Origin of the sequence: Thermobifida fusca YX (genome assembly GCF_000012405.1) — a bacterium.
GTDB lineage: Bacteria > Actinomycetota > Actinomycetes > Streptosporangiales > Streptosporangiaceae > Thermobifida > Thermobifida fusca.
Window position 1 is genome coordinate 338,626 of sequence record NC_007333.1, and the last position, 24,896, is coordinate 363,521.

At 67.1% G+C, this 24,896-nt stretch carries 22 protein-coding genes and 3 riboswitches; of the genes, 15 read left to right on the forward strand and 7 right to left on the reverse strand.

The genetic code is table 11. The features are described from left to right. The first annotated feature begins 53 nt into the window (after positions 1-53). The 10 genes from ectB to TFU_RS01535 all read left to right on the forward strand — a co-directional run bounded on the left by ectB (position 54) and on the right by TFU_RS01535 (position 9,130). Entirely contained in the window at positions 54-1,319 is a 1,266-nt protein-coding gene (gene ectB / locus TFU_RS01490; RefSeq protein ID WP_011290748.1) for a diaminobutyrate--2-oxoglutarate transaminase, read from the forward strand. A 158-nt stretch (positions 1,320-1,477) separates the two neighbouring features. Further along, positions 1,478-1,882 (forward strand): ectoine synthase, encoded by a 405-nt coding sequence (locus TFU_RS01495; protein WP_011290749.1) that lies wholly within the window; start codon positions 1,478-1,480, stop codon positions 1,880-1,882. 171 nt (positions 1,883-2,053) lie between these two features. After that, the gene (gene ehuB, locus TFU_RS01500) at positions 2,054-2,944 is read left to right on the forward strand and encodes an ectoine/hydroxyectoine ABC transporter substrate-binding protein EhuB (protein WP_011290750.1); all 891 of its coding nucleotides are present in this window, start codon (positions 2,054-2,056) and stop codon (positions 2,942-2,944) included. 14 nt (positions 2,945-2,958) lie between these two features. Then, complete coding sequence (gene ehuC, locus TFU_RS01505) at positions 2,959-3,681, forward strand: ectoine/hydroxyectoine ABC transporter permease subunit EhuC (RefSeq protein ID WP_011290751.1); 723 nt, start codon at positions 2,959-2,961, stop codon at positions 3,679-3,681. Then, positions 3,678-4,316: an ectoine/hydroxyectoine ABC transporter permease subunit EhuD gene (ehuD, locus tag TFU_RS01510; protein WP_011290752.1), complete on the forward strand. Its 639-nt coding sequence runs from the start codon at positions 3,678-3,680 to the stop codon at positions 4,314-4,316. The genes ehuC and ehuD overlap by 4 nt, the downstream gene beginning before the upstream one ends. Then, positions 4,303-5,106, forward strand: coding sequence for an ectoine/hydroxyectoine ABC transporter ATP-binding protein EhuA (ehuA, locus tag TFU_RS01515; RefSeq protein WP_011290753.1), 804 nt, complete (start codon positions 4,303-4,305; stop codon positions 5,104-5,106). Before ehuD ends, ehuA begins: the two co-directional genes overlap by 14 nt. A gap of 614 nt (positions 5,107-5,720) precedes the next feature. After that, positions 5,721-5,872: riboswitch (cobalamin riboswitch) on the forward strand. Positions 5,873-5,899: 27 nt separating this feature from the next. Continuing rightward, positions 5,900-6,100 (forward strand): CbtB domain-containing protein, encoded by a 201-nt coding sequence (locus TFU_RS01520; protein ID WP_011290754.1) that lies wholly within the window; start codon positions 5,900-5,902, stop codon positions 6,098-6,100. Next, complete coding sequence (locus tag TFU_RS01525; RefSeq protein WP_011290755.1) at positions 6,091-6,885, forward strand: CbtA family protein; 795 nt, start codon at positions 6,091-6,093, stop codon at positions 6,883-6,885. The genes TFU_RS01520 and TFU_RS01525 overlap by 10 nt, the downstream gene beginning before the upstream one ends. Further along, entirely contained in the window at positions 6,882-8,387 is a 1,506-nt protein-coding gene (locus tag TFU_RS01530) for a cobyric acid synthase (protein WP_011290756.1), read from the forward strand. The genes TFU_RS01525 and TFU_RS01530 overlap by 4 nt, the downstream gene beginning before the upstream one ends. Next, on the forward strand, positions 8,384-9,130 hold the full coding sequence (locus TFU_RS01535) for a cobalt-precorrin-6A reductase (protein ID WP_011290757.1): 747 nt from the start codon (positions 8,384-8,386) through the stop codon (positions 9,128-9,130). The genes TFU_RS01530 and TFU_RS01535 overlap by 4 nt, the downstream gene beginning before the upstream one ends. Before the next feature lie 225 nt (positions 9,131-9,355). Here the strand turns inward: TFU_RS01535 and TFU_RS01540 are convergent, their stop codons facing one another. The 3 genes from TFU_RS01540 to TFU_RS01550 are packed head-to-tail and all read right to left on the reverse strand — an operon-like array spanning position 9,356 to position 13,393. Further along, positions 9,356-10,780: a cobyrinate a,c-diamide synthase gene (locus TFU_RS01540; protein ID WP_011290758.1), complete on the reverse strand. Its 1,425-nt coding sequence runs from the start codon at positions 10,778-10,780 to the stop codon at positions 9,356-9,358. Continuing rightward, positions 10,770-11,384 carry a cob(I)yrinic acid a,c-diamide adenosyltransferase gene (gene cobO / locus TFU_RS01545; RefSeq protein WP_011290759.1) on the reverse strand — a complete coding sequence of 205 codons (615 nt, stop codon included), beginning with the start codon at positions 11,382-11,384 and terminating at the stop codon, positions 10,770-10,772. The genes TFU_RS01540 and cobO overlap by 11 nt, the downstream gene beginning before the upstream one ends. Next, on the reverse strand, positions 11,384-13,393 hold the full coding sequence (locus TFU_RS01550; protein ID WP_016188116.1) for a VWA domain-containing protein: 2,010 nt from the start codon (positions 13,391-13,393) through the stop codon (positions 11,384-11,386). Before TFU_RS01550 ends, cobO begins: the two co-directional genes overlap by 1 nt. 36 nt (positions 13,394-13,429) lie before the next feature. After that, positions 13,430-13,625: riboswitch (cobalamin riboswitch) on the reverse strand. Positions 13,626-13,698: 73 nt separating this feature from the next. Here TFU_RS01550 and TFU_RS01555 point away from each other — a divergent pair. Continuing rightward, positions 13,699-14,916, forward strand: coding sequence for a bifunctional cobalt-precorrin-7 (C(5))-methyltransferase/cobalt-precorrin-6B (C(15))-methyltransferase (locus TFU_RS01555; RefSeq protein ID WP_011290761.1), 1,218 nt, complete (start codon positions 13,699-13,701; stop codon positions 14,914-14,916). Beyond that, complete coding sequence (locus TFU_RS01560) at positions 14,913-15,683, forward strand: cobalt-precorrin-4/precorrin-4 C(11)-methyltransferase (RefSeq protein ID WP_011290762.1); 771 nt, start codon at positions 14,913-14,915, stop codon at positions 15,681-15,683. Before TFU_RS01555 ends, TFU_RS01560 begins: the two co-directional genes overlap by 4 nt. A 255-nt stretch (positions 15,684-15,938) precedes the next feature. On the opposite strand, the gene TFU_RS01565 is transcribed toward TFU_RS01560, so the two are convergent. The 3 genes from TFU_RS01565 to cobG are packed head-to-tail and all read right to left on the reverse strand — an operon-like array spanning position 15,939 to position 19,314. Next, positions 15,939-17,474, reverse strand: coding sequence for a precorrin-2 C(20)-methyltransferase (locus TFU_RS01565; protein ID WP_011290763.1), 1,536 nt, complete (start codon positions 17,472-17,474; stop codon positions 15,939-15,941). After that, positions 17,471-18,145 carry a precorrin-8X methylmutase gene (locus TFU_RS01570; protein WP_011290764.1) on the reverse strand — a complete coding sequence of 225 codons (675 nt, stop codon included), beginning with the start codon at positions 18,143-18,145 and terminating at the stop codon, positions 17,471-17,473. Before TFU_RS01570 ends, TFU_RS01565 begins: the two co-directional genes overlap by 4 nt. Next, entirely contained in the window at positions 18,142-19,314 is a 1,173-nt protein-coding gene (cobG, locus tag TFU_RS15665; RefSeq protein WP_104612630.1) for a precorrin-3B synthase, read from the reverse strand. The genes TFU_RS01570 and cobG overlap by 4 nt, the downstream gene beginning before the upstream one ends. Before the next feature lie 23 nt (positions 19,315-19,337). Continuing rightward, a riboswitch (cobalamin riboswitch) is annotated at positions 19,338-19,539 on the forward strand. Between the two features lie 104 nt (positions 19,540-19,643). Between cobG and cobN the strand changes: the two genes are divergently transcribed. From cobN to TFU_RS01590, 3 genes are all read left to right on the forward strand, one after another. Continuing rightward, positions 19,644-23,273, forward strand: coding sequence for a cobaltochelatase subunit CobN (gene cobN / locus TFU_RS01580; protein WP_011290766.1), 3,630 nt, complete (start codon positions 19,644-19,646; stop codon positions 23,271-23,273). Beyond that, the gene (gene cobF, locus TFU_RS01585; RefSeq protein WP_011290767.1) at positions 23,270-24,058 is read left to right on the forward strand and encodes a precorrin-6A synthase (deacetylating); all 789 of its coding nucleotides are present in this window, start codon (positions 23,270-23,272) and stop codon (positions 24,056-24,058) included. Before cobN ends, cobF begins: the two co-directional genes overlap by 4 nt. Before the next feature lie 92 nt (positions 24,059-24,150). Next, the gene (locus TFU_RS01590) at positions 24,151-24,624 is read left to right on the forward strand and encodes a flavodoxin family protein (protein WP_011290768.1); all 474 of its coding nucleotides are present in this window, start codon (positions 24,151-24,153) and stop codon (positions 24,622-24,624) included. A 67-nt stretch (positions 24,625-24,691) separates the two neighbouring features. Here TFU_RS01590 and TFU_RS01595 read toward each other — a convergent pair whose 3' ends face one another. Then, positions 24,692-24,880, reverse strand: a complete 189-nt coding sequence (locus TFU_RS01595) for a hypothetical protein (RefSeq protein WP_016188119.1) — start codon at positions 24,878-24,880, stop codon at positions 24,692-24,694. Positions 24,881-24,896 lie beyond the last annotated feature (16 nt).

A 24,896-nucleotide genomic window follows, 5' to 3' on the forward strand; every position in this document is an offset into this window, starting at 1 on the left:
CGTGCCCCGAGCCCTCGACGCCTGCCCTGAAACGGAGACAAAGGAGATCCGCGATGGAAACCTTCTCCCGACTCGAGTCCGAAGTCCGCAGCTACTGCCGGGGATGGCCCACCCTCTTCACCCGGGCACGCGGCAGCCGCGTCTACGACCACACCGGCCGCGGCTACCTCGACTTCTTCGCCGGAGCCGGAGCGCTCAACTACGGCCACAACAATCCGACACTCAAAACCGCGCTGCTGGACTACCTCGGCAGCGACTCGATCGTCCACAGCCTGGACGCCGCCACCACCGCTAAACGCGACTTCCTCGACACCTTCGAGGAGGTGATCCTCAAACCCCGCGGCCTGGACTACAAAGTGCAGTTCCCCGGACCGACGGGCACCAACGCGGTCGAGGCCGCCCTCAAACTCGCCCGCAAAGTCACCGGCCGGGAGACGGTGATCAGCTTCACCAACAGCTTCCACGGCATGACGCTGGGCGCGCTCGCGGTGACTGGCAACTCCATGAAGCGCGGAGGGGCGGGAGTGCCCCTCAACCACACCGTCACCATGCCCTTCGACAACTACATGGACGGGCAGGTCCCCGACTTCCTGTGGCTCCGCAGCCTGCTGGAAGACAGCGGCAGCGGCCTGGACCGGCCCGCCGCCGTCATCGTGGAGACGGTGCAGGGCGAAGGCGGGATCAACGTGGCCAGAGCGGACTGGCTGCGCGGCCTGGCGGAGCTGTGCCGGGAGCACGAACTGCTGCTCATCGTCGACGACATCCAGATGGGCTGCGGCCGGACCGGTCCCTTCTTCAGCTTCGAGGAAGCCGGGATCGTGCCGGACATCGTCACCTTGTCGAAGTCGATCAGCGGCTACGGCCTGCCCATGGCGCTGACCCTGTTCAAACGGGAACTGGACGTGTGGGAGCCCGGAGAGCACAACGGTACGTTCCGCGGGTTCAACCCGGCTTTCCTCACCGCCACCGTGGCGCTCAACACCTACTGGCGCGACGACTCCCTCGAGCGGGAGACCCTGGCCAAGGGGCAGCTCATCACCGAGCGGCTCGAGGCGATCGCTGCCGAGCATGCGGAGGCCGGGGCGAGCGTCCGCGGCCGCGGCATGGCCTGCGGCCTGGTGCTGCCGGGTGAAGGCGACGCGCGGCGGGTGTGCGCCGAAGCGTTCGAACGCGGTCTGCTCATGGAGACGTCCGGGCCCGAGGACGAGGTGGCCAAACTGCTGCCTCCGCTCACTACTTCCGTCGCCGAAATGGAGGAAGGGCTGGACATCCTCGCCGAGTCGGTGCGTGCTGCGGTTCGCACCCCCCAGCCCGCCTGATCTCCCCTAGCCCTCGCGGACGGGTGTGCTTCGCGCCCTTCCCCGTCCACCTGCGGCACGTCTGCGGCGACGACGCTCCACTGCTTCATGCACATGCATATGCACGCGCATAAAGCAGTGGGGATGCCGCACCTCTACCAGCCGAAAGGAAGACACCCATGATCGTGCGCAGCCTGGACGACATCAACGGCACCGACGCCGACGTCGTCACCGAGAACTGGCGCAGCCGCCGCATCGTCCTGGCCCGGGACGGCGTCGGCTTCTCCTTCCACGAAACCGTCCTCTACGCGGGCACCGAAACCTCGATGTGGTACGCCAACCACATCGAACTGGTGCACTGCATCGAAGGCGAAGCAGAAGTCACCAACGACGAGACCGGCGAAACCTTCCTCATCACACCGGGCACGCTCTACCTGCTCAACGGGCATGAGCGGCACACCGTCCGCCCCAAGACCGACTTCCGCGTCCTCTGCGTGTTCACCCCGCCGGTCACCGGCCGCGAAGTCCACGACGAGAACGGCTCGTACCCGCTGCTCACCGAGGACGCCACGGACACCGACTGATACCGGACACCGGCCACACCAGCCGGAGCAACCGCTGCTGGGGAGCTGTGCTGCACCCCGCGGTCCAGTGCAGCTCCCCGACAGCCCGGCGGTGTCCCCTGGCCGGAACACCGCCGGCCCCGCACATCACGACATCCCCGCATTTCCGCGATAACGGACAGGAACCACACCATGACAGACCACGGAACTGTGAGCCGCCGCGGCCTCTTCCGCGCCGGAGGAATCGGCCTGGCCGCCATCGCGTTCGGTCCCGCACTCGCCGCCTGCTCCCGCACCGAAGACACTGTGACCCTCGACAGCCTGCGGAAACAGGGCTACATCCAGGTCGCGATCAACAACGAAGCCCCCTTCGGCTACATCGACGAGAACGGCGAAGTCACCGGCTCCTCCCCCGAACTGCTCCGCGCGATCTTCGCGGAACTCGGCGTTCCCGAAGTCCGTGCCGAATCCGTGGCCTGGGACGGGCTCATCCCCGGGCTGAAAGCCAAGCGGTTCGACGCGGTCGCCGCCGGAATGTACATCACCCCTGAACGGTGCGCCGAAGTCGCTTTCGCGGAACCGACCTACCGCGTCCTCCAGGCGTTCCTCGTCCCCGCCGGCAACCCGCACGGCCTGACCACCTTCGACGACATCGCCGCCAACCCTGACGTGACCGTGGCCGTGCTCAACGCCTCCGTGGAACAGGGCTACGCCAAAGGCGCGGGAGTTCCCGAAGCACAGATCGAAACCGTGGACAACCAGACCAGCGCCTACGAACTCCTCAGCAACGGCCGGGTCGACGCGGTCGCGCTGAGCACCCTCTCCCTCAACCGGCTCCTCAACCAGCGCGGCGGCGACTTCGAAGTCACCGAAGGCTTCATCCCCGTCGTGGACGGGGAAGAAGTCACCCCTGCCGGCGGTCTCGCCTTCCGGCAGAGCGACACCGAGCTCCTCGCCGAAGTCAACCGGGTCCTCGCCGACTTCAAAGCGAGCGGCCGTCTCCTCGAAATCCTCGAACCGTTCGGCTTCACCGAACAAGAACTCCCCGGAGACCTGACTACGGAGCAGCTCTGCCAGGCCTAAGGACGGATACCGCCGTGGAGTTCCTCATCGACCGGCTCCCGCTCTACCTGAGCGGGGCCGGAACCACCCTCCTCATCACCCTGCTCGGGGCCGTGCTCGCCTTCGCCCTCGCCATGGTCGTGGGGGTCATGGGCACCCTGCGCAACCCCGTAGCGCGCGCCATCGCCACCGGCTACACCGAAACGTTCCGCGGCGTAGCCGCGCTCGTCCTCATGTACTGGATGGCGTTCGCGATCCCCCAGCTCGTCCCCTACAAGATCGACGCGCTCTTCGCCGCCGTGCTCGCGCTCGGCCTCAACGTCGGCGCCTACGGGGCGGAAGTCGTGCGGGCCGCCATCAACGCGGTGCCCAAAGCCCAAGTGGAAGCCACGATCGCGCTCAGCATGTCGTGGTGGCGGCGCATGCGAGCGGTCGTGCTGCCCCAAGCGTGGGCGCAGATGCTGCCCACCTTCGGCAACCTCGTCATCGAACTGATGAAAGCCACCGCCATCGTGTCGCTCATCGGCGTCAGCGACCTGACCCGGGTCGCCCAAGAGCAGCGGGCCTCCACCGGGGAGACGGTCGCGGCCTTCACCGGCGCCCTCATCGCCTACTTCCTCATCGCCCAGCTGCTGATCGTGGGAATGCGGCTCCTGGAACGCCGCGCCAACCGGCGGCTGGGACGGCCCGTCGCCACCGGCTTCCTCGCCCTGCTGCGGCCCCCGCCCGCGACCGCGACAGGAGGTGGCCGGCGATGACCTGGGACTGGGAGTTCACCGGGCGGATCATCCCCGACCTGCTCAACGGCCTCGCTGTCACCGTGCAAGCCACGGTGCTGGGCTACACCCTGGCGCTCGTCCTCGGCCTCGCGGTGGCCCTGGTACGCCGCATCCCCGTGATCGGGACCGCGGTGTTCGCGGTCATGGAGTTCATCCGCTGCACCCCGCTGCTCGTGCAACTGGTCTTCGTGTTCTCCCTGGCCCCGAACACGCTGTCGGCGTTCACCATCGGCGTGGCAGTGCTGGGCGTGCACTATGCCGCCTACACCGCGGAGGTGTACCGGTCGGGCATCGAAGCCGTGCCCGCAGGCCAGTGGGAAGCCTGCCGGGCGTTGAGCCTGCCCCTGCACCGCACGTGGGGCGCGGTCATCCTCCCGCAGGCGATCCGCCGCGTCATCCCTCCGCTCGGCAACTACCTGATCGCCATGTTCAAAGACACGCCGCTGCTGTTCGCGATCACCGTCGGCGAACTGATGTACCAGGCGTCGCAGATCGGCGGCGTGTACTTCCGCTACCTGGAGGCCATGACCCTCGTGGGTCTGTTCTTCCTCCTGGTGAGCGTGCCTTCAGCCATCCTCATCCGACAACTGGAGCGACGCTATGCCGCAGTCTGACCCCCGCACCAGCACCGGCACGCACGAACCGCTCATCCGCTTCGACCAAGTCGTCAAACGGTTCGGCTCGCTCACCGTGCTCGACCGTTTGGACTTTACGGTTGCCCCCGGCGAGCGGGTCACCCTGATCGGTCCCAGTGGTTCCGGTAAAACCACCATCCTGCGTCTGCTGATGACCTTGGAGCAGGTTACTTCCGGGGTCATCTGGGTCGGTGGGGAACCGCTCAGCCACCGCTACCAGGGCGACCGCCTGGTACGCGCCAACGAGAAACACCAACGCCGGGTCCGCAAACAGATCGGCATGGTCTTCCAGCAGTTCAACCTGTTTCCGAACATGACTGTGCGGCAGAACATCACCGAAGGTCCCATCCACAGCCTGGGGATTTCGCGCGAGGAAGCCGACCAGCGGGCTAGGGAACTGCTGGAGATGGTGGACCTCTCCGACAAGATTGACGCCCACCCTGCCCACCTGTCCGGCGGGCAGCAGCAGCGGGTCGCTATCGCTCGCGCCCTAGCAATGCGGCCGAAGATCCTGCTGCTTGACGAGGTCACCTCCGCCCTTGACCCCGAACTCGTCACCGGGGTCCTCGACGTGCTGCGCACAGTCGCCGAGACGACAGACATCACCATGCTGCTGGTCACCCATGAGATGCAGTTCGCCCGGGACGTCTCGCACCGGGTACTCATGTTCGACCACGGCCGTATCGTCGAGGAAGGCCCGCCGGAACAGATCTTCGGCGACCCGAAAGAAGAACGCACCAAAGCCTTTCTCCACGCCGTCCTCGACTGACCGGTCAGGCGGGTCCCGGAGTGAGATAGCCAGCCCAGTGCAGAAAGCACGCGGACTCCCGATAGCCCCGGGACCCTCTACTGTTGGGGGAAACCGTCGTCACCACCGTCCTGCGCCGGGACCGGTCCCGGCGCAGGACCAAAGTGGCGCCACGCAAAACACGGTGATAACTCCAGGGGGTCCCGGCTGCGCTAGCCACGGCACGGAAATCAACCGCGCCTAGTGGATCCAAACACTCACCGCATGCGCCGCCCCCGCACCTGCGAGGCACCCGGTCCTGCGCCCGCCCGGGAGCGAAGTGCCCAGCCAGATCGCGCTGCGGGGCCGGCCATGTTGACCGCTATCGTTGGGAATATGCCCGCTGCTGATGTGGTGATTCTTGGTATCCCGCCGATATTAGTTACCTGCTCGGCGCCCTCAAGCATTTTTTGATGTGATGCACTACCCCCTGCTTGGGAGACTTCGGTGGCTACCTTATGCGCTTTATACGCATGGCCATAACGACACCACTGGGCGGGATTGGCACCAGAAACTCTTGCTAAGGACATGTCCTGACGTCGGTATCTGTCACCAGCTGCCGTGGCAGGGGAATCCCACAAGCGGACCGGTCAGTATTGCGCAATACGCGTCTGGGTACACTCCCCCCGACTAAAAGCAAAAAGAGCGTCGGGTGCAGGCAATCCGGTCAAAGTCCGGAGCGGTCGCGCCACTGTAGACGGGCTCAAGCCCGTGAGCCAGAAAACTCACCCGGCGTAGTGGTCTCTGTAGGACGCGTCATCCTGTAAGGAGGACCATGTCGGCCGTCCATGCCCCTTATGTTGAGGCAGAGCTGGGGCCCATCCCGCTCGCACTCACCGCTACAGCGGTAACCCTTCTTGCTCTTCTCGTTCTCTACCTGGTCGGTTTCGACCAAGGAGCTGTCTCGCGTACAGGAATGTTCCTGCACGAGCTGATGCACGACGGCCGACACCTCATGGGGGTGCCGTGTCACTGACCTCCGCTACCCCCTCTGCTTCGGTCCGTCCGCTGCGGGGAACCTATCTGCGATTGCTTGTCCGCGGGCTGTTGGCCGGGCTACTGGCCGGCCTGGCCGCGGGCGTGGTCGCTTTCTTCCTCGGTGAACCCCACATCGAGGCGGCTATCGCTTTGGAAGAGCACGCTTCCCACGACCATGGCGCGCACGGGGGACACTCCCACGGAGACGATGCCCTAGTCAGCCGTACCGGGCAGCAGGTGGGGTTGTTCCTCGCCACCGGGTTTGCCGGCATGTCCCTAGGGGTGCTCTACGCCTCGGTGCTCTACGCGGTCCGGCGCCACAGCCGGCTTAGCGGACCGGCACTGGCGTTGGTCGCCGCTGGCCTGGGATGGGCAGCCATCGCTGCGGTGCCCTTCGTCAAGTACCCGGCCAACCCGCCTGCCGTAGGTGTCCCCGAGACAATCGACCAGCGCACCCTACTTTGGGTAGCCGCGGTGCTCCTCGGGCTCGTCGCGGTTACGGCGGCCGTTGCCCTCGCACGCGCACTGCCAGCAGAGACATCGCTGACCTCACGGATTGTGGCCTCCCTCGCCGTGTTCCTCGCGGTGGTCTGCGTCGGCTACCTCGCTCTTCCCCACATCAACGACGTCGGCGAAGACTTTCCAGCAACCCTGCTGTGGGAGTTCCGCATGGCCTCACTCGCCACCCAAGCCAGTCTTTGGCTGGTGCTAGGACTGGCCTTCGCCTGGTTGACCGAACGGTTTGACCGCCGCTTCGCGGCGCAAACAGTGGGAGTCCGATGAGCAAGGCGCAGGGGCTGCTGGTGGCCGGGACCTCCTCGGATGCAGGAAAATCCCTGGTCACCAGCGCCCTGTGCCGGGCCTTGGCCCGGCACGGGATCAAAGTAGCGCCGTTTAAGGCGCAGAACATGTCGAACAATTCCATGGTGGTCCCCGGGCCCGATGGCACAGGAGCCGAGATCAGCCGCGCCCAGTGGGTGCAGGCGCTCGCCGCGCGCGCCGAACCCGAGACCGCCATGAACCCGGTACTCCTCAAACCCAGCAGCGATCGCGGGAGCCACGTCGTGCTGCGGGGCCGTCCGTTCGGCCGCTTAGCCGCAGGCGAGTTTGCGGGCACGCGTGCAGTGCTCGCCGAGGCTGCGTACGCCGCTCTCGCAGAGCTGCGTTCCCGCTACGACGTGGTGGTCTGCGAGGGCGCGGGCGGCGTCGCAGAGATCAACCTGCGTGCCCACGACTACATCAACATGGGACTTGCCCGCGCCGCCGACCTGCCTGTCATCGTGATCGGCGACATCAACCGGGGCGGGGTCTTCGCGTCGCTGTACGGGTCGCTCGCCTTACTCGATCCCGCTGACCAGGCACTCGTTGCCGGGTTTGTGATCAACAAGTTTCGGGGGGATCCTTCGCTGCTGGATCCGGCGCTGAAAACCCTGGAAGACCTCACCGGTCGACCCGTTCTCGGCGTCCTGCCGTGGCAGCAGAACCTGTGGCTGGAATCCGAGGATTCGCTGGCGCTTACCGCACGCGAGGACGGTAGTGCGGGCACACCCGTGTTGCGGGTCGCTGTCGTACGGCTGCCCCGGATCGGCAACACCACCGACGTTGACGCCCTGGGCGTGGAACCAGGACTGCGCGTCGACTTCGTTACCAGCCCTCGCCTGCTAGCCTCCGCCGACATCGTCGTGCTCCCCGATACGCGGGCCGTGCTCACCGACCTGGAGTGGCTGCGGTCCCGCGGTTTGGCCGACGCGATCGCCAACCACGCCCGCCACGGCGGCACGGTACTGGGCATCGGTGGCGGCTTCCAGATGCTGGGCCGCACGATTGTCGACGCCGAGGGGGTGGAAGGACCGGCCGGGCGCACCGTTGCTGGGTTGAGCCTGCTGGACCTGGAGACGGTTTTCACCCGAAACCAGACGCTGAACTACTCTTCCGGCACCTGGCAGGGCATACCGGTCGGCGGATACCAGAGCCACTACAGCCGCATCCAGACCGGTGATGGCGAGGCGTTTCCCGGCGGGCTCCGCAACGGCTCCGTATTCGGCACGATGTGGCACGGCAGCCTAGAACACGACGCGTTCCGCGGTGCGTGGCTGGCTGCCGCGGCCGAGAATGCGGGATACGACGGCAGCGAATACGGACAGGTGTGCTTCGCTGAGGTCCGTGACGCCTACCTTGACCGGCTCGGCGACCTCGCGGAAGAACACCTCGACATGGATGCTGTGCTGCGGTTGATCACTGAAGGCGCGCCAAAGCTGCCGACCGTGCGGGGAGAACTGCGGTGAAAGTGCTCATCCTCGGCGGAACAGCCGAGGCGAGAGCCCTTGCTGAGGCGTTCGTCGCCGCGGGGATACCGGTACTGTCTTCCCTCGCCGGGCGGGTCAGCCACCCCAGGCTGCCCGCCGGTGAGGTACGCATCGGTGGTTTCGGGGGAGCCGCAGGACTCGCCGGATTCCTTCGCAGTAACGGGATCACGCGGGTCGTGGACGCTACCCATCCCTTCGCTATACGGGTGTCCACTAACGCGGCCGAGGCGTGCACCCAGGCCGGTGTGCCGCTGCTGCGTCTCGTGCGCCCCGGGTGGGAAAACGAACCTGCGGCGTCCCGCTGGATATGGGTGGACGACCACGACGAGGCAGCCTGGCAGGCCGCGAGACTAGGGCGCCGTGTCTTGCTCACCACGGGACGGCAGACCCTGCACCACTTCATTGGGCCGCTGGCCGAGCACACGGTGTTAGCCCGAGTGGTGGAAGACGTAGAGCTCGCATTGCCGCCTACGTGGATCCTCATACGCAGCCGTGGCCCTTACACCTGTGCAGGGGAACGGAAGCTCATGGCCGAGCATGCGGTGGAAGTTTTGGTCACCAAGGACTCTGGCGGAGTTCACACCCGGGCCAAGCTGGACGCCGCAGACGAGCTGGGGGTTTCCGTGGTGGTGGTGCGCAGACCTCTCTACCGGGGGGACGTTCCCACTGTTGCGGACGTTCCCGCTGCCCTGGAATGGCTTGGACTGTCTCAGACTCGCTGACCCCGCTGACACGACTGCTAAACGTGTTCCTTCTGTGGCGGTCGACGGCCATGCCCCTGGACATGGGTAGGACCGTTGCCGCGGGTTCGTGCTGTTGCTCTCGAGCAGCCAAGCCCTGCACTGTGAGGCTCAGTGCAGGGCTTGGCTGTGACGAGCGATCGTGTGCAAGCTGCCTGGGCATGTGCGCGCCGGTCCCGGCACTCTCAGCCGGGGCACGGTGCGGGATCAACAAGGCCGCTGGGTGGAGACTGCAGCCGCGAACCGGGCCGCGGCCTGCGGGCAGCCTGCCCAGTGGGTGTGCAGGTAGGAGGCGTGGAGTGTGGGACGGCCGATGCCTGCCGGATCGGAGGAGAAACCGTCGGGCTGCCCGTCCAACAGCCAGGCCGGACCCGCCTGCTCTCCAGTGGAGGTGACTGTGGTGCGGTGGAACGTGTGCCCGGGCACCCGGTCTCCCTCCGCCGCCACGAGTGTTTCTGCGGGGGCCAGCGCCGAGTAGTAGCCGAGAGCCAGGCGGGACGTCATGCGTCCCACCGCGTCCAAGGCCCCCACCATGGGGGCGCCATCCACGTCACGGCACAGATACAGCAGGCCCGCGCATTCGGCAACCGTCGGCACGCCTGAGCGCACCGCATCCCGCAGCGCGGTGCGCAGCGCCGTGTTCCCCGCCAGTTCTGCGGCGTACACCTCGGGGAATCCGCCGCCCAGGTAGATTCCCGCGGTGCCGTCGGGCAGCGCAGGGTCGGACATTGGATCGAACACCACCGGGCGGCAGCCCGCGGCGCGAAGCAGCTCCTCGACTTCGGCGTAGCGGAAGGTGAAGGCTTGCCCTCCAGCTACCGCGACCACGGGGTGGTCTCGCTGCGCGGAGACAGGGTGAAACCCTGCGGCACGGAGCGCCTCCTGCGCGGACCACGCTTGGGCGTGCAGCGGTGGCGCGGATCGTGCCACCTCTACCACGGCAGTCAAATCCACCTGTGCGGCGATGCGTTCCGCCAGCAGCTCCACGGCCGCTACTGCCTCGGCCCGTTCCTCGGCAGGAACCAAACCCAAGTGCCGGGAAGGAACAGCAAGTCCGCTGTCATGGCGCAGTGCCCCCAGCACGGGGACACCGACGTCCTCCACCGCGGAAGCGACCTCGGCGGCGTGCCGTCTGGAGCCCACCCGGTTCAAGATGACTCCGGCGATCCGAATCCGCTGGTCGAACACTGCCATGCCCGCCACGATCGCCGCGGCCGACCGCGACACGTGAGACACGTCTACGACCAGCACCACCGGAGCGTCCAGCAGGGCGGCGACATGCGCGGTGGACGCAAACCCGCGCCCCCCGAGCTTCCCGTCATACAGGCCCATCATGCCTTCGATCACGGCCAGGTCGGCCGGCCGCGGATGGGAGGCGCCGTGTAGCAGCAAGGGGCCCAGCAGGTTCTCACCGTGCAAGTGCACATCGAGGTTGCGGCCGGGCCGCCCGGTTGCCAGGGAATGGTAGCCGGGGTCGATATAGTCCGGTCCGGCCTTATGCCCGGACACGTCGTATCCGGCAGCGCGCAGCGCCGCCATGAGCCCGGTAGCCACGGTGGTCTTACCCGCCCCGGACGTGGGAGCGGAGATCACTAGCCGTGGCAGGACCGCGGCGGGAACGTCACCACTCAATACCGCGCTGCCCCTTCTGCCCGGAGTCCATGGGATGTCGCACTTTCACCATTTCCGTGACCAGATCGGCTGCGTCCAGCAGCGCGGGATGCGCGCGGCGGCCGGTGATCACCACGTGCTGGCGTCCCGGACGCTCACGCAGCGTCGACACCACGTCGTTGACGTCGACCCAGCCCCAGGTGATCGGATACGTGAACTCGTCGAGTATGTAAAGGTCGTGCCGTTGCTCGGCGAGGCGGCGCTTGATCTCGGCCCACCCCTCTGCGGCAGCGGCCGCGTGGTCGGCTTCCGTGCCCGGCTTGCGCGACCACGACCACCCTGACCCCATTTTGTGCCACTCGATGGGGCCTCCCACCCCTTGCGCACGGTGTACTGCGGCAAGCGTGTCGAATGCGGTCTGCTCCCCAACCCGCCACTTCGCGGACTTCACGAACTGGAACACCGCGATCCGCCACCCCTGGTTCCACCCGCGCAAGGCCAGGCCGAACGCTGCAGTGGACTTTCCCTTGCCGTCACCGGTGTGCACGATGAGCAGCGGACGGTAGCGGCGCTGGCGGGTGGTGAGTCCGTCGTCGGGGATGAACGATGGTTGTCCTTGAGGCATCAAGCCGCCCTCGTGGTTGCTCCGGCTACTGCTGACGTGATGGCTTCGGCGCTGACCTCGCCAACGTGGACGTACTCGGCACCCATGCGGCGGGCGAGCGCAGCGGCCAACCCCATCCGGAACCGTCCCGTCTCCGAGTCGATGACCAGCGCGGAGACCCCTTCGCGGGCCAGGTGGTCGGCGGCGTGCAACGAGCGCTCCACTGCCTTAGGGCCGGCAGTGGCCCGGCCGTCGGTGACGACCACGAGCAGGGCGCGGCGATCCGGGTCGCGTAACCGTTCGCGGCGCAGTGTCTCCGCGGCCTTCAATAGGCCCTCAGCTAGTGGGGTACGGCCTCCGGCAGGCAACTCCCGCAAGCGGGCTGCTGCTACGTCCACTGATCCGGTGGGTGGAAGTGTGAGCGTAGCCTCATGGTTTCGGAACGTGATCAACCCCACTCGGTCCCGTCTGCGGTAGGCGTCCAGCAGCAGTGCGAGAACAGCTGTCTTCACCTGGGACATGCGCCGCCGGGCAGCCATAGAACCGGAAGCGTCCACGCAGAGCAGCACCAGGTTGGATTCCTTGCCTTCACAGAGGGACCTGCGTAGATCACTGAGGGCAATAGAAAGCCGTGTGGTGTCCGGGGAAGAACGAGATGTCGCGTGCCGCAGCGCGGCTGTCCGAACCGTGGCGGCCAAGTGGATCGGCCCAGTTCCCCGGCCCGCGGGAACGTCGCCGACGGTGCGCCCCGATGTTGTGATAGCTCGTGAACGGCGGCCTAGCGTGCCTTTCCCCGTGCCAGCGACCGTGAAAAGCCGAGGGCGGTACGGTTCCTCGGGTGCTGTGACCGACACCGGGGCCGGAGCATCCGGCCGGGGATCGTCGTTGGACGAGGTGGGGGATCCGAGGCCGCTGGCGGGAGGGTCAGGAGTGGAGCCGGCGGTGGGCGGCGGAGTATCAGAACCGCTGTCCGATGGTGGACCGCCTGGCCCTCCGGAACCGTCCGGCCCAGGGTCCGGATCGTGATCTTCGCCGAGGATCTCGTCCAGCAGGCCCTCATCCATGCCGGGACTGTCGAAGGGGGTCCGCCTCCGTCGGTGCGGTAAGGCAAGGCGGGCGGCAGCGCGCACATCGGCTCGGGTGACGTCGGTGCGGCCACACCACGCGGCGTGGGCCACCGCGGCCCGGGCACACACTAGGTCGGCACGCATACCGTCCACATCGAACGCGGCGCACACCTCGGCGATAGCCAACAGTGCCTCCTGGCCGAGCACCACCTTGGGCAGCCGGAGACGTGCGTCCGCGATACGTTCCGCCAGTTGCTGCTCGGCAGTGGCGTAGGCGGAGGTGAAACCGGCGGGGTCGGCGTCGAAGGCGAGACGTCGACGGATGATCTCCGCCCGCACGGCCGGATCGCGGGGTGCTGCAACCTCCACGGACAAGCCAAACCGGTCCAACAGCTGGGGCCGTAGCTCCCCTTCCTCCGGGTTCATCGTTCCCACAAGGGTGAACCGGGCGGCGTGGCTGAGCGAGACACCGTCACGTTCCACGGTGGCCCGCCCCATCGCTGCCGCATCGAGGAGCAGGTCCACCAGGTGGTCGTGGAGTAGGTTGACTTCGTCGACGTAGAGGATGCCGCGGTTGGCACGGGCCAACAGTCCGGGCTCGTATTCGACACCGCTGCCCGACAGGGCTTTTTCCAGGTGTAGGGAGCCCACGACCCGGTCCTCGCCCGCGCCTACAGGAAGCTCCACGAGACGCACTGGGCGGGTCGCGGAAGCAACTGAAGGGGGATGCGGTCCGTCTGGACAGTCAGGGTCGGGGGCGGCAGGGTCGCAGGAAAACCGGCAGTCGGTGACTACGGTGATCGGGGGCAGCAGAGCTGCCTGCGCGCGTACCGCGGTTGATTTTGCGGTTCCCTTCTCGCCGCGGATAAGGACGCCCCCGATGTCAGGGCTGATACCGGTCAGAATGAGGGCCAGCACCAGGTCGTCCGAACCGACGATGGCGCTGAACGGATAGACGTGCACACGCTCCTCCACAGGCTCCCGCTGGGGGATCGGCAAAAACGGCAGCCATGCCGAGGCCGGTCTTCGGACTTCCTGATCAACACCGTCCGATCGCCTTCCCAGACTGCCGTCCAGTGGCTGCGCGATGCGCGTGATCGGCGGCTCCCAGGTCACCGCAGCGGGCCTGTGCCGGATTCGCACCGGCTTCCCGATTATCCCCGTGGATTGGGGCACCTCGGCGGTTCCGCCGTCGCCGAGTCTAGCCAGCGGCGGTCCGGGTGCCCAGAGCGCTGGGAGACTTCCCCGATCCGTTAAGGTGGCCCGCCATGAAGACACCGGTCACTGTCGTCGGCATAGGCGCTGATGGCTGGGAAGGGTTGCCGCCGGCGTCCCGCGACGCTATCCGCGAAGCCCAGGTACTCCTCGGCGGTACTCGACATTTGGCTTTGGTGCCCGACACGGGAGCGGTACGCGAACCGTGGCCGTCCCCGTTGCTGAGCGGTCTTCCAATGCTCCTGGACCGGTACCGTGACCGCCGTGTCGTCGTGCTGGCTTCCGGGGACCCCCTCCTGTCGGGGATCGGCACCACCCTGGTGCGACTGCTCGGCGCAGACCGGGTGCGGGTGCTGCCCGCGGTGAGCTCGGTCGCCCTGGCCCGGGCACGGATGGGGTGGAGCGCGGAGTCTGTGGATGTGGTGACGCTCGTGGGACGCGACGTCGACGCGGTGCGCCGCTACCTCACCCCCGGGCGGCGGCTGGTGGTGCTCTCCTCGGATGGGACGACGCCTGCCGCGGTCGCAGCCCGGCTGGTCGAACACGGCCTTGGCGATAGCCGCATGACGGTCCTGTCCGACCTGGGGAGCAGCAGAGAGGAACGGATCGAAGCCACCGCGGCCGAGTGGCGGGGCCGGGACGCGCCGCCGTTGAACGTGGTGTGCGTGGCGGTCACCGGAAACGGTGGGTACCCGCTTACCCCCGGGCTGCCGGATGAGGCGTTCGACCACGACGGGCAGCTCACCAAACGAGAGATACGGATTGCCGCGGTCTGTGCGCTCCGCCCCCAACCCCAGGCCCTGCTGTGGGATGTGGGAGCGGGAGCAGGGTCGGTGGCCGTGGAATGGCTGCGCGCCGACCCGCGGTGCCGGGCTGTTGCGATTGAGCGGCACCCCGAACGGGTGCACCGGATCACGCGTAACGCTGCCCGGCTTGGTGTGCCCTCCCTGCGCGTGGTCCACGGTAGTGCGCCTGACGCGCTGAGCGGACTGGAGCCACCCGATGCGGTGTTCGTCGGTGGTGGGGCTACCGACCCGTCCGTGCTGGACCGGTGCTGGGCGGCCCTGCGGCCCGGGGGCCGCATCGTAGTGCACGCCGTGACTTTGGAGACGGAAGCAGTCTTGGTGGAACGGTGGCGGCGCCACGGCGGAGAGTTGACACGCCTCTCGGTGGAACGGGCTGCCCCCCTGGGGTCGTTCACGGGATGGCGTCCGGCCCGTCCGGTTGTCCAGTGGGCCGCGACCAAAACAGATCAGGGAAGAGAGACATGACGGTTCATTTCGTGGGTGCTGGCCCCGGCGCAGCTGACCTGCTGACGCTACGCGCGGTCGAACTGCTGCGCACCACTCCTGTCTGCTTGTATGCGGGTACCTATATCGACGCTGAGATCCTGGCCCACTGCCCTGACGACGCGGAACTAGTGGACACCCAGCACCTCGACCTGGACCAGATCATCGCCCACCTGGTCGACGCGGACCGGCGCGGTTTGGACGCGGTCCGGCTCTGCTCTGGAGACCCGTCGCTTTATAGCGCGCTAACCGAGCAGACACGAAGGCTTGACGAGGCAGGGGTGGCGTGGGACGTCACCCCTGGGGTGCCCGCCTATGCGGCGGCCGCGGCCCTGCTCGGCACCGAGTTGACGGTTCCGGAGGTGGCGCAGACGGTGGTGCTTACCCGCACCCGGGCACGCTCCACGAAAATGCCGGAATCGGAGGCGTTGGAGAACGTCGCGAAGATCCACGGGACTCTCGTCTTGCACTTGGCGATCCGACACATCCGGGTTCTTGCCGAGCAGCTGGTCCCCGAATACGGGGCTGATTGTCCTGTGGCGGTCGTCGCTCACGCGACCCGACCCAACGAACTCGTGCTCCGCGGCACCCTCACCGATATCGCCGACCACGTGGAGGCGGCAGGGCTGCGCCATACCGCGGTCATCCTGGTGGGGCGGGCGCTGGCCAGCCGCGAGTGGGATGTGTCGGAGATCGTCTGCTCGCACTTGTACGACCCGGCCCGTGAGCGGAACCGCGAGGCGAGCTAAATCCCCTGGCAGCGGATGTGGGGAAACCGGGACGTCCGTGAGCGAACCGCAGTTGGGGCGGGAAACGGGTAGAGCAGGCCGTGGGCGGCTAGGACCTGCCGAGAGGGTGTGGGCGGGTGTACCCGGCCGCGCAGTGCCGCCCTGTGCGGCGCGCGCACCGCACCCCGCCAGCCGCGGCACGGCCACGAGAGTTCCCCGCTGCAGCGCAGGGGTGTTTCCCGCCGCGTGCTTGCCCGGAAGCGGGATTTGCGTGAGCTATTCCGCCACAAACCGCGGTGTCCACACCGCTCCCGCAGCCGTCACGGAGGTGCTGGAGGAGCCCACGATGAGCAGGCACCGCATGTCGATGCCTTCCGGGTCGAGCTTTCCCAGCGTGGTGACCTCCACCGACTCGCCCTCGCGGCCCACGTCACGGCCGACCACCACCGGGGTGTTGTCCCGCCGGTGTCGCAACAGGACGTCGCGGGCTCGCGCCACCTGGGTGCGCCGGGAACGGGACGCAGGGTTGTAGATCGCCAGCACTAAGTCGGCGCGGGCTGCCGCCTCCAACCGGGCTTCGATCACCTCCCACGGTTTGAGCCGGTCGGACAGGCTCAGCACCGCAAAATCCCCGCCAATGGGCGCGCCCGCTCGTGCCGCCACTGCTTGCACCGCGGTCAGCCCTGGCAGTACCCGCACAGGAACGTCCGCGTAGCGGGGATCCTGGGCCGCTTCGAAGACCGCCGAGGCCATCCCGAACACGCCAGCGTCCCCGCCTGAGACCACGGCCACCCGCTCCCCGGCTAAGGCCAGGTCAAGAGCGAACCGGGCCCGATCCAATTCGACCGTGTTGCCGCTGGAGTGCCGCTGCTGACCGGGACGCACCGGAACGCGGTCCACGTACGGGCCGTAGCCGACCACGTGGTCGACGTTGGCGAGCGCCTGCGCTGCTTCCGGGGTCAGCCACTGCTCGCCAGCGGGGCCGAGACCCACCACGAGTAGTTCGGCGGGCGAGTCCGGATGATGGGGGGCTGGGGTGCGCTGCGGTGCACGGACTCTGCCTCGCGGTCTCCGGTTGCGTGGCGTGCTGTCCCCGGAGCTGAGAATCAGCGAGAAATAGGGGACATCGTCGGAAGCTACGTCCCCTACTGGAAGTATCCGCTGTTCAGCCATGGAGGCGCGTTCCACGTAGACAGCGTCCTCCAGTCGCCCTGCCTGGGCTAGCGCCTCGCGCACACCGGCGAAGGTGCGGCGGCCGAGCTTCAGTACTGCGGCAGCGTCAGTGTCGGCCAGTCGCCGGGCCAGCTCGGGTGGGGGCAGGGTCCCTGGGAGGATCGTCAACACGTCGGTGCGGCGCACGAGCGGGCACGCCGCCGCAGCAGAAGCCGCGGATATCGACGTCACACCGGGGACGATCTCGGTGGGAAACCGGGAGGCCAGCCGGTCGTGCAGGTACATGTACGAGCCGTAGAACAGCGGGTCGCCCTCACACAGCACCACGACGTCCCGCCCTTGTGACAGGTGGGCGGCGAGCCGTTGGGCGGACGCGTCGTAGAACTCGGTGATGGCGCCCTCGTAGCCGCCCGGATGGTCCGTGGTTCCGGTCGTCACCGGGTAGACGAGTTTCTCCTCGATCACTCCCTCCGGGATCACATCTGCGGCAATAGATCGGGCGATAGAGCGGCCGTGTGTCCCTGAGTAGTAGGCGATGACGTCGGCTTCGGCAATCAGTCGGGCTGCTTTGCGGGTGATGAATTCCGGGTCTCCAGGACCTAGGCCGACGCCGTACAGGCGGCCGGGGGTGCTGCTCATTCCTCCTCCTGCGCGAGAGCGTTGACCGCGGACGCGGCTAGCGCCGAGCCTCCGCGGCGGCCACGTACCACCAGGTAGGGGATGCCTGCGGGGTGGGACATGAGGGCTTCTTTGGATTCGGCCGCGCCGATGAACCCGACGGGCACGCCGATGATCGCGGCTGGTCGGGGCGCGCCGGAGTCGATCAGCTCTAGCAGGTGGAATAGGGCGGTGGGGGCGTTGCCGATCGCGATGACTGCGCCTGCCAAGCGGTCCGTCCACAGCGACACCGCGGCCGCGGAGCGCGTCGTCCCCCACGCCGTGGCGAGTTGGGGAACACGAGGGTCGTTGAGCAGACACAGCACCTCGTTGTCGGCGGGGAGCCGGGAACGGGTCACCCCGGACGCCACCATGCGTGCGTCGGTGAGGATGGGGGCCCCGCCGCGCAGCGCGTCTCGGGCCGCGGGCACCAGGTTGGGGTGGATGACCAGGTCACGGGCGAGGTCGGTTTGGCCGCAGGCGTGGATCATGCGGACCGCAATCTTTTCGGCGTCCGTGGGGAGCCCGGACAGGTCGGCTTCGGCCCGGATGGTGGCGAAGGAGTGCGCGTAGATGGTTGCGCTGTCGGTCTCGTAGGTGTAGCGCCGAGGCGGCGGGGAGAGCGGGGTGGGCCTGTCGGAATGCGGTGTCACGTGCTGCTCCCGAGAAGGACGAGGGTGTGCGGGGTGTGCGGGGCACCGCAGGCGCGTTCGCACCCGGCGATGTGGTAGGGGGATCCGTCGTCGGATGTGTCGGGGGAGGATAGGCGGCGGACGAGCTTGACGGCTTGAGACCGGGTGTCGCCACGGCTGCGAGCACAGCCGGGGGAGCCGATGCAGGCGCTGATCCGGCTCCACGGCGATGCCGGGTCGAGGACCAGCCCGGCTTCCTGGAGCAAAGCTGCGACGTTGCTGGCCTGGTCGGTGGGGACAGGGGTGACGATCACTCCCCGCCACGGGGTGAGGATGATCGTGCTGTCGCTGTGCTCCGCTGCATCCAAGAGAGCCCGCTGCATGGGCGGGGTGAGAACGCCTAGCGGCACTGAACCCGCCACAGCGGATTCAGCGGTGGAAATGGTGATAATTCCGTGAAGGATGTTTCTTCGAAACCGTTCAACGCTCCAGCGATCGCCGCTTTTTGTATGGCGTAAAAAATTGGAAAACTCGACGTTGTTGAGTAGTTCTCGTCCTTTTTTTGGTAGCTGAACGACATTCCATTTTCCCTCGCTTATATCGAGAAAACGGTGAGCGAGATCAAGGATTATATCAACGATTTCTGTAGATGAAATCACAGGCCCTGAAAAGGTGCCGACACGTATTTGTGCCGACCGTTCGTCGATCGCGTAAATTCCTAAGTCGATAGGCATTCCAGCGAGATCGCCGCGGCCGTCATCAAGACCGAAAAGGAACCGTCCGGGCAGCTCTGCCAGTCGTGGATCAGTGCACAGTGCCCGGTCTAGAGCGGAGACGAGGGGGCGAACATCCATTCTGCCACCGATTATTCCGGAAAGGGGAGAAGCGACAATATTGCGTACCCGATCATGGGTAGATGAAGGCAGGAATCCGGATGCTGCCACAATATGAGGTAATTCGTTGGGAATCTGTTGATCATCTGTGACGGGAATCCCTCTGATTTGCACGTTTCCACGTGAAGTTAAATGGAGATTACCGTCGCCGAATTTTGCGGTGATCTGGCTAAGCGTGGCTATCCCGCGACGGCTAATATGCCCCCCGGGAATACGAATACGCAGCAGAGCGCCGTCGGCTGCGAAATGGGGACGCAGCACGCCGGGGCAGCGGTCAGGTGGCTGTAGACAGAACACCGGAACATGGTTGCATACGCTTTCTTGCCCTGCGCTATGGTGGTCGCGTCGTGGTGAACGGGAAGACCGGTGCAAGACCGGCGCGGCCCTCGCCACTGTGATCGAGGAGTCGTCGAGCTTTGCTTGGGGAAACCACCCCGCGGCCACCGGGCACCAGCCTGGGAAGGTCAGCTCGGCGGCGGTGACTCGTCAGCCAGGAGACCGGCCACGACGCGTCATGTCCACGAGGGTTTGGAGACCATGACCATGGCTGATGCTGTGCCGCGTCCTGTACCGCCCGCCGCGGGTCCACCGACTCCCTCGATTGTTGGGGCTGGGACAGGTCGCCGATGCCTCGCATAGCACTGCTTTCCACCTCGGACACCGACCTGCTGTCGGCACGTGCCAGCGGCGCAAACTACGTCTGGGGCAACCCGTCGCGTCTCGACGTCACCGGAACAGATCCCGGTTCGCTCCACGCCCTGCTTCACGGCGCTGACCTGGTAATTGTGCGCATTCTGGGGTCTGCGCGCTCGTGGCAGGAGGGCCTCGACCAGGTTTTAACCCATGGCGTCCCCGTTGTGGTGCTGGGCGGAGAGCAGACCCCGGACGCGGAGCTGATGAGCCATTCCACCGTACCCGTCGGGATCGCTGCTGAAGCCCACCGCTATCTGGCCCACGGGGGGCCCGACAACCTCGCTGCGCTGCATGCCTTCCTCAGCAGCACCGTGCTGCTGACCGGTGGGAGTTTTGATCCGCCGACAGAACTGCCCGAATGGGGCCTGCTTGAGCGGTCCACGCCACCACAGGCGGACCGGGACGGGCTGCCGAGGATTGGCATCCTCTACTACCGCGCCCACCAGGCCAGCGGGAATACTCGTTTCGTCCACGACCTGGCTGACGCGGTCGACGCTACCGGCGAAGCGGTCGCCGTCCCCATCTACTGCACGTCGCTGCGCAGCGCATCCCCGGAACTCCTCGCGGAGCTCGGCACCCTGGATGCGCTGGTCGTCACCGTGCTCGCCGCGGGAGGAACCCGCCCGGCCACAGCCAGTGCTGGAGGCGACGACGAGGCGTGGGACGTTGGTGAACTAGCGCGACTCGACATTCCGATCCTGCAGGCGCTCTGCCTGACGTGGGGGCGTGATCAGTGGAAGGCTTCCGACGAGGGGACGTCCCCCCTCGACTCTGCATCCCAGATCGCCGTCCCCGAATTCGACGGGCGCATCATCACCGTGCCGTTCTCCTTCAAGGAGTTCGACGACGAAGGACTGCCCCACTACGTCACCGATGCGGAACGGTGCCGCCGAGTAGCCGACATCGCCGTCGCTCATGCCCGGCTGCGGCACATCCCACCCGCCCAGCGCCGGGTCGCGATCGTGCTGTCGGCCTACCCCACCAAGCATTCCCGAGTCGGCAACGCCGTGGGCCTGGACACCCCCGTCTCCGCGGTGCGGTTGCTGCGGGCCATGCGGGACGCCGGATACGACCTGGGAGACGGGTTTCCCGGTGTGGACCTGGCGGACGAGACCGAAGCGGGTAACACCCTCATCCACGCCCTCATCGAAGCCGGTGGACAGGACGAGGAGTGGCTGACCGCCGAACAGTTAGCGGGAAATCCGGTGCGCATCCCGGCCGAACGCTACCGGGAGTGGATCGCCGACCTGCCCGGTGAACTGATTGACGCGGTGAACGAGCACTGGGGAGAGCCGCCCGGCACGCTTTTCGTCGACAACGGCGACATCGTGCTCGCTACCCTCCAGGCAGGCAACGTGGTGCTCATGATCCAGCCGCCGCGTGGTTTCGGAGAGAACCCGGTGGCGATCTACCACGACCCCGACCTGCCGCCGTCCCACCACTACCTCGCCGCATACCGGTGGCTGGAATGCGGCTTCGGCGCCCACGCCATCGTCCACCTCGGCAAACACGGCTCCCTGGAGTGGCTGCCCGGCAAGAACGCCGCACTGTCCGCGGCGTGCGCCACCGATGCCGCACTCGGCGCGGTGCCGCTCATCTACCCCTTCCTCGTCAACGACCCGGGTGAAGGGGCGCAGGCTAAGCGGCGGGCCCACGCGACGATCATCGACCATCTTGTGCCCCCGATGGCACGCGCCGAGTCTTACGGCGACATCGCCCGGCTGGAGCAGCTCCTCGACGAGCACGCCAACATCGCCGCGATGGATCCGGCGAAGCTTCCCGCGATCCGGGCGCAGATCTGGACTCTCATCCAGGCCGCCAAACTCGACCGTGACCTGGGGCTGTCCGAGCGGCCGCATGACGCGGAATTCGACGACTTCCTGCTGCACGTCGACGGCTGGCTGTGCGAAGTCAAAGACTCTCAAATCCGCGACGGACTGCACGTGCTAGGTGGGGCGCCTGTCGGCGAGGCCCGCGTCAACCTGGTGCTGGCCATCCTGCGTGCTGTCCAAGTGTGGGGTGGGCAGGCCGGTGCTGTGCCTGGACTGCGCCGTGCTCTCGGCCTGGCGGGAGACACCGGAAACCGGGCGGAGGTTGACGCCGTCGAAGCCCGGGCCCGCGCCCTGGTCGAGGCCATGGAGGAAGCCGGCTGGGATCCGGAACAGGCACAGGTCGTGGCGGACCGGCTCGGCGAGACCGCTCCGGACGTGGTCCGGGTGCTCCGGTTTGCGGCCGAGCACGTCATTCCACGGCTCGCAGACACCCGTCAAGAAATCACCGCGGTACTCCATGCCCTCAACGGCGGCTTCGTTCCCGCCGGACCGTCGGGATCGCCGCTGCGTGGCCTGGTTAACGTACTGCCCACCGGCCGCAACTTTTACACCGTCGACCCCCGGGCCATCCCGAGCCAGCTCGCCTACGAGACCGGGAAAGCATTGGCTGACGCGCTTATTGAACGCTACCGCGCCGAAACCGGCGAGTATCCGCGTTCGGTGGGGCTATCAGTATGGGGAACCTCAGCTATGCGTACCTCTGGAGACGACATCGCTGAGGTGCTCGCTCTCCTCGGGGTGCGCCCCGAATGGGACGAGGTGTCCCGCCGGGTGCGGGAGCTGAGCGTCATCCCGCTGCCCGAGTTGGGACGCCCACGCATCGACGTCACCGTCCGCATCTCCGGGTTCTTCCGAGACGCCTTCCCTCACGCGGTCGCCATGCTCGACGACGCCGTCCGCATGGTGGCGGAACTCGACGAACCGGACGACGCTAACTACGTGCGGGCTCACGTCCGCAGCGACCTCGCGGAACACGGTGACCGTGAACGCGCGCTGCGGCGCATCTTCGGTTCCGCCCCCGGTGCCTACGGGGCAGGCCTGCTCCAGCTGATCGACTCTGGTGACTGGCGTAGCGACGCTGATCTCGCCGAGGTCTACACCGCGTGGGGCGGTTTCGCCTACGGGCGCAACCTGCACGGTGAGCCTTCTGCGGAAGACATGCGTGCCAACTATCGGAGGATCGCGGTAGCCGCGAAGAATACGGACACCCGCGAGCACGACATCGCCGACTCGGACGACTACTTCCAATACCACGGCGGCATGGTCGCCACCGTGCGCGCCCTCACCGGCGTCGAGCCGAAGGCCTACATCGGCGATTCCACCACACCGGACCAGGTGCGCACCCGGTCGCTGCGGGAAGAGACCGCCCGGGTTTTCCGTGCCCGAGTGGTTAACCCCCGGTGGCTGGCGGCGATGCGGAACCACGGTTATAAGGGCGCATTTGAACTGGCCGCCACTGTCGACTACCTGTTCGGCTACGACGCGACCGCGGGGGTGGTCGACGACTGGATGTATGAGACCCTCGCCCAGACCTATGTCCTGGACACCGAGAATCAGGAGTTCCTCCGGCAAGCGAACCCCTGGGCGCTCCAGGGCATTGTGGAGCGGCTCACCGAGGCTGCTGATCGTGGCCTGTGGCGGGAGCCCCACCCACAGACAATGGAGGCGCTGCGCCGCGTCTACCTGGAAGTCGAGGGAGAACTGGAGGACCGGGGGACGAATCGGACGTGACCCGGAAAGCCCTGCTCATCGGTATCGGGCCGGGCGGACCCGACCAGCTCACGGTCGAGGCTGTCCGGGCGCTCAACGAGGTCGACGTCTTTCTTGTCGCGGACAAAGAGGCAGCGGCAGGCCGGGAAGGCACCGGTGACTTGGTGGCGCTGCGGGAAGAAATCTGCCGCCGCCACATCACTGGAAACAACTACCGGATCGTGACGGTGCCTGACCCGCCGCGAGACCGTGCCCCCGTGGCGGACCACGGCTACGGCCGGCAGGTCCGGGACTGGCATGCTGCCCGAGCACGCGCCTATACGGACGCCATCGTGAAACACACCCGCCCCGATGAGGTGCTTGGTTTTCTCGTCTGGGGTGATCCAAGCCTCTACGACAGCACGATCCGGGTGGTGGAACGCATCCGATCTTGCGGAGTGGACCTGGACTACCAGGTGATTCCGGGAGTGAGTAGCGTCCAGCTGCTCGCAGCCCGACACCGGATCGTGCTCAACCGCATCGGCGGCCCGATCACGGTGACGACCGGACGGCGGCTCGGCACCGATGTGGCCCGCGGGGCCGACACTCTGGTGGTGTTTCTCGACGGCTGCCTGTCCTGTGCTGAGCTGCCCGGTGCGGGCTGGGATATCTGGTGGGGCGCCAACCTTGGCACCGCAAGCGAGGAGCTGGTCGCAGGACGGCTTGGTGAGGTGATGGACGCGATCCGCGCCGCCCGAAAACGCGCCAAGGCGGCGCAAGGCTGGGTGATGGACGTCTATCTGCTGCGCCGGGCCGCTGTGAGCTGAGCAGTGGACGGACGGAGCCGTGGGAAGAGGCACGGCGGCGTGGCGTACGGGCCTGATCGGCTTGGCCACGGTGGTGCGGGGATACTGGGGACATGGCCCGACTGTTGATCGTGCACCACACCACGTCTCCTAGCACCCAGGCGATGCTGGAAGCGGTCCTGGAAGGAGCACGAACCGACGAGATCGACGGCGTCGAAGTGGTGACCCGCGCGGCACTGGCCGCTACCGCCGTGGATGTGCTCGCCGCCGATGCGGTGATCCTCGGCACCCCCGCCAACATCGGCTACATGTCCGGCGCCCTCAAACACTTCTTCGACCAGGTGTACTACCCGTGCCTCTCAGAGACCGCGGGCCTGCCCTACACGCTCTACGTGCACGGCAACAACGACACCACCGGCGCGGTCCGCTCCGTGGAGACCATCGCCAAAGGCATGTCCTGGCACCGGCACCGGCCGCCCGTCACCGTGGTCGGCGAACTGTCCCGCGCGGACCGGGAAGCGTGCTGGGAGTTGGGCGCGGTCACTGCACTGGCCGCGGCTGAGCGTGCCGCTTCCCGCACCGCCTGAGCCTGGCCGCCGCGGACGGGCGGCGCCGATTCCGACCGGGCCGCCCCGCGGCACGGACACGGCGGTGTCAGCGGTCGATCCACCCCAGGAAATGCCACCGGTACACAATGTCCCCGGGCACCGGCTCGTAGACCGCCCGCTGAGTGTGCCCCGGAATGGTCAGGTAGGCGCCGACCGTGACGTCCTCGTCTGGCCCGAGCTCCACGATCTTGCCGTCGAGCGGGCCGCCAATGTACTCCACACGTTCGCGTCGCATACGTCCCAGGATGGCG

Coding starts and splice junctions, on each gene's coding strand:
- ehuD (WP_011290752.1), top strand. CDS start 3,678: ATGACCTGGGACTGGGAGTTCACCGGGCGGATCATCCCCGACCTGCTC.
- TFU_RS01555 (WP_011290761.1), top strand. CDS start 13,699: ATGAAGACACCGGTCACTGTCGTCGGCATAGGCGCTGATGGCTGGGAA.
- TFU_RS01595 (WP_016188119.1), bottom strand. CDS start 24,880: ATGCGACGCGAACGTGTGGAGTACATTGGCGGCCCGCTCGACGGCAAG.
- TFU_RS01520 (WP_011290754.1), top strand. CDS start 5,900: ATGTCGGCCGTCCATGCCCCTTATGTTGAGGCAGAGCTGGGGCCCATC.
- TFU_RS01560 (WP_011290762.1), top strand. CDS start 14,913: ATGACGGTTCATTTCGTGGGTGCTGGCCCCGGCGCAGCTGACCTGCTG.
- ehuB (WP_011290750.1), top strand. CDS start 2,054: ATGACAGACCACGGAACTGTGAGCCGCCGCGGCCTCTTCCGCGCCGGA.
- TFU_RS01590 (WP_011290768.1), top strand. CDS start 24,151: ATGGCCCGACTGTTGATCGTGCACCACACCACGTCTCCTAGCACCCAG.
- TFU_RS01565 (WP_011290763.1), bottom strand. CDS start 17,474: ATGAGCAGCACCCCCGGCCGCCTGTACGGCGTCGGCCTAGGTCCTGGA.
- ectB (WP_011290748.1), top strand. CDS start 54: ATGGAAACCTTCTCCCGACTCGAGTCCGAAGTCCGCAGCTACTGCCGG.
- cobO (WP_011290759.1), bottom strand. CDS start 11,384: ATGCCTCAAGGACAACCATCGTTCATCCCCGACGACGGACTCACCACC.
- ehuA (WP_011290753.1), top strand. CDS start 4,303: ATGCCGCAGTCTGACCCCCGCACCAGCACCGGCACGCACGAACCGCTC.
- TFU_RS01495 (WP_011290749.1), top strand. CDS start 1,478: ATGATCGTGCGCAGCCTGGACGACATCAACGGCACCGACGCCGACGTC.
- cobN (WP_011290766.1), top strand. CDS start 19,644: ATGCCTCGCATAGCACTGCTTTCCACCTCGGACACCGACCTGCTGTCG.
- TFU_RS01530 (WP_011290756.1), top strand. CDS start 6,882: ATGAGCAAGGCGCAGGGGCTGCTGGTGGCCGGGACCTCCTCGGATGCA.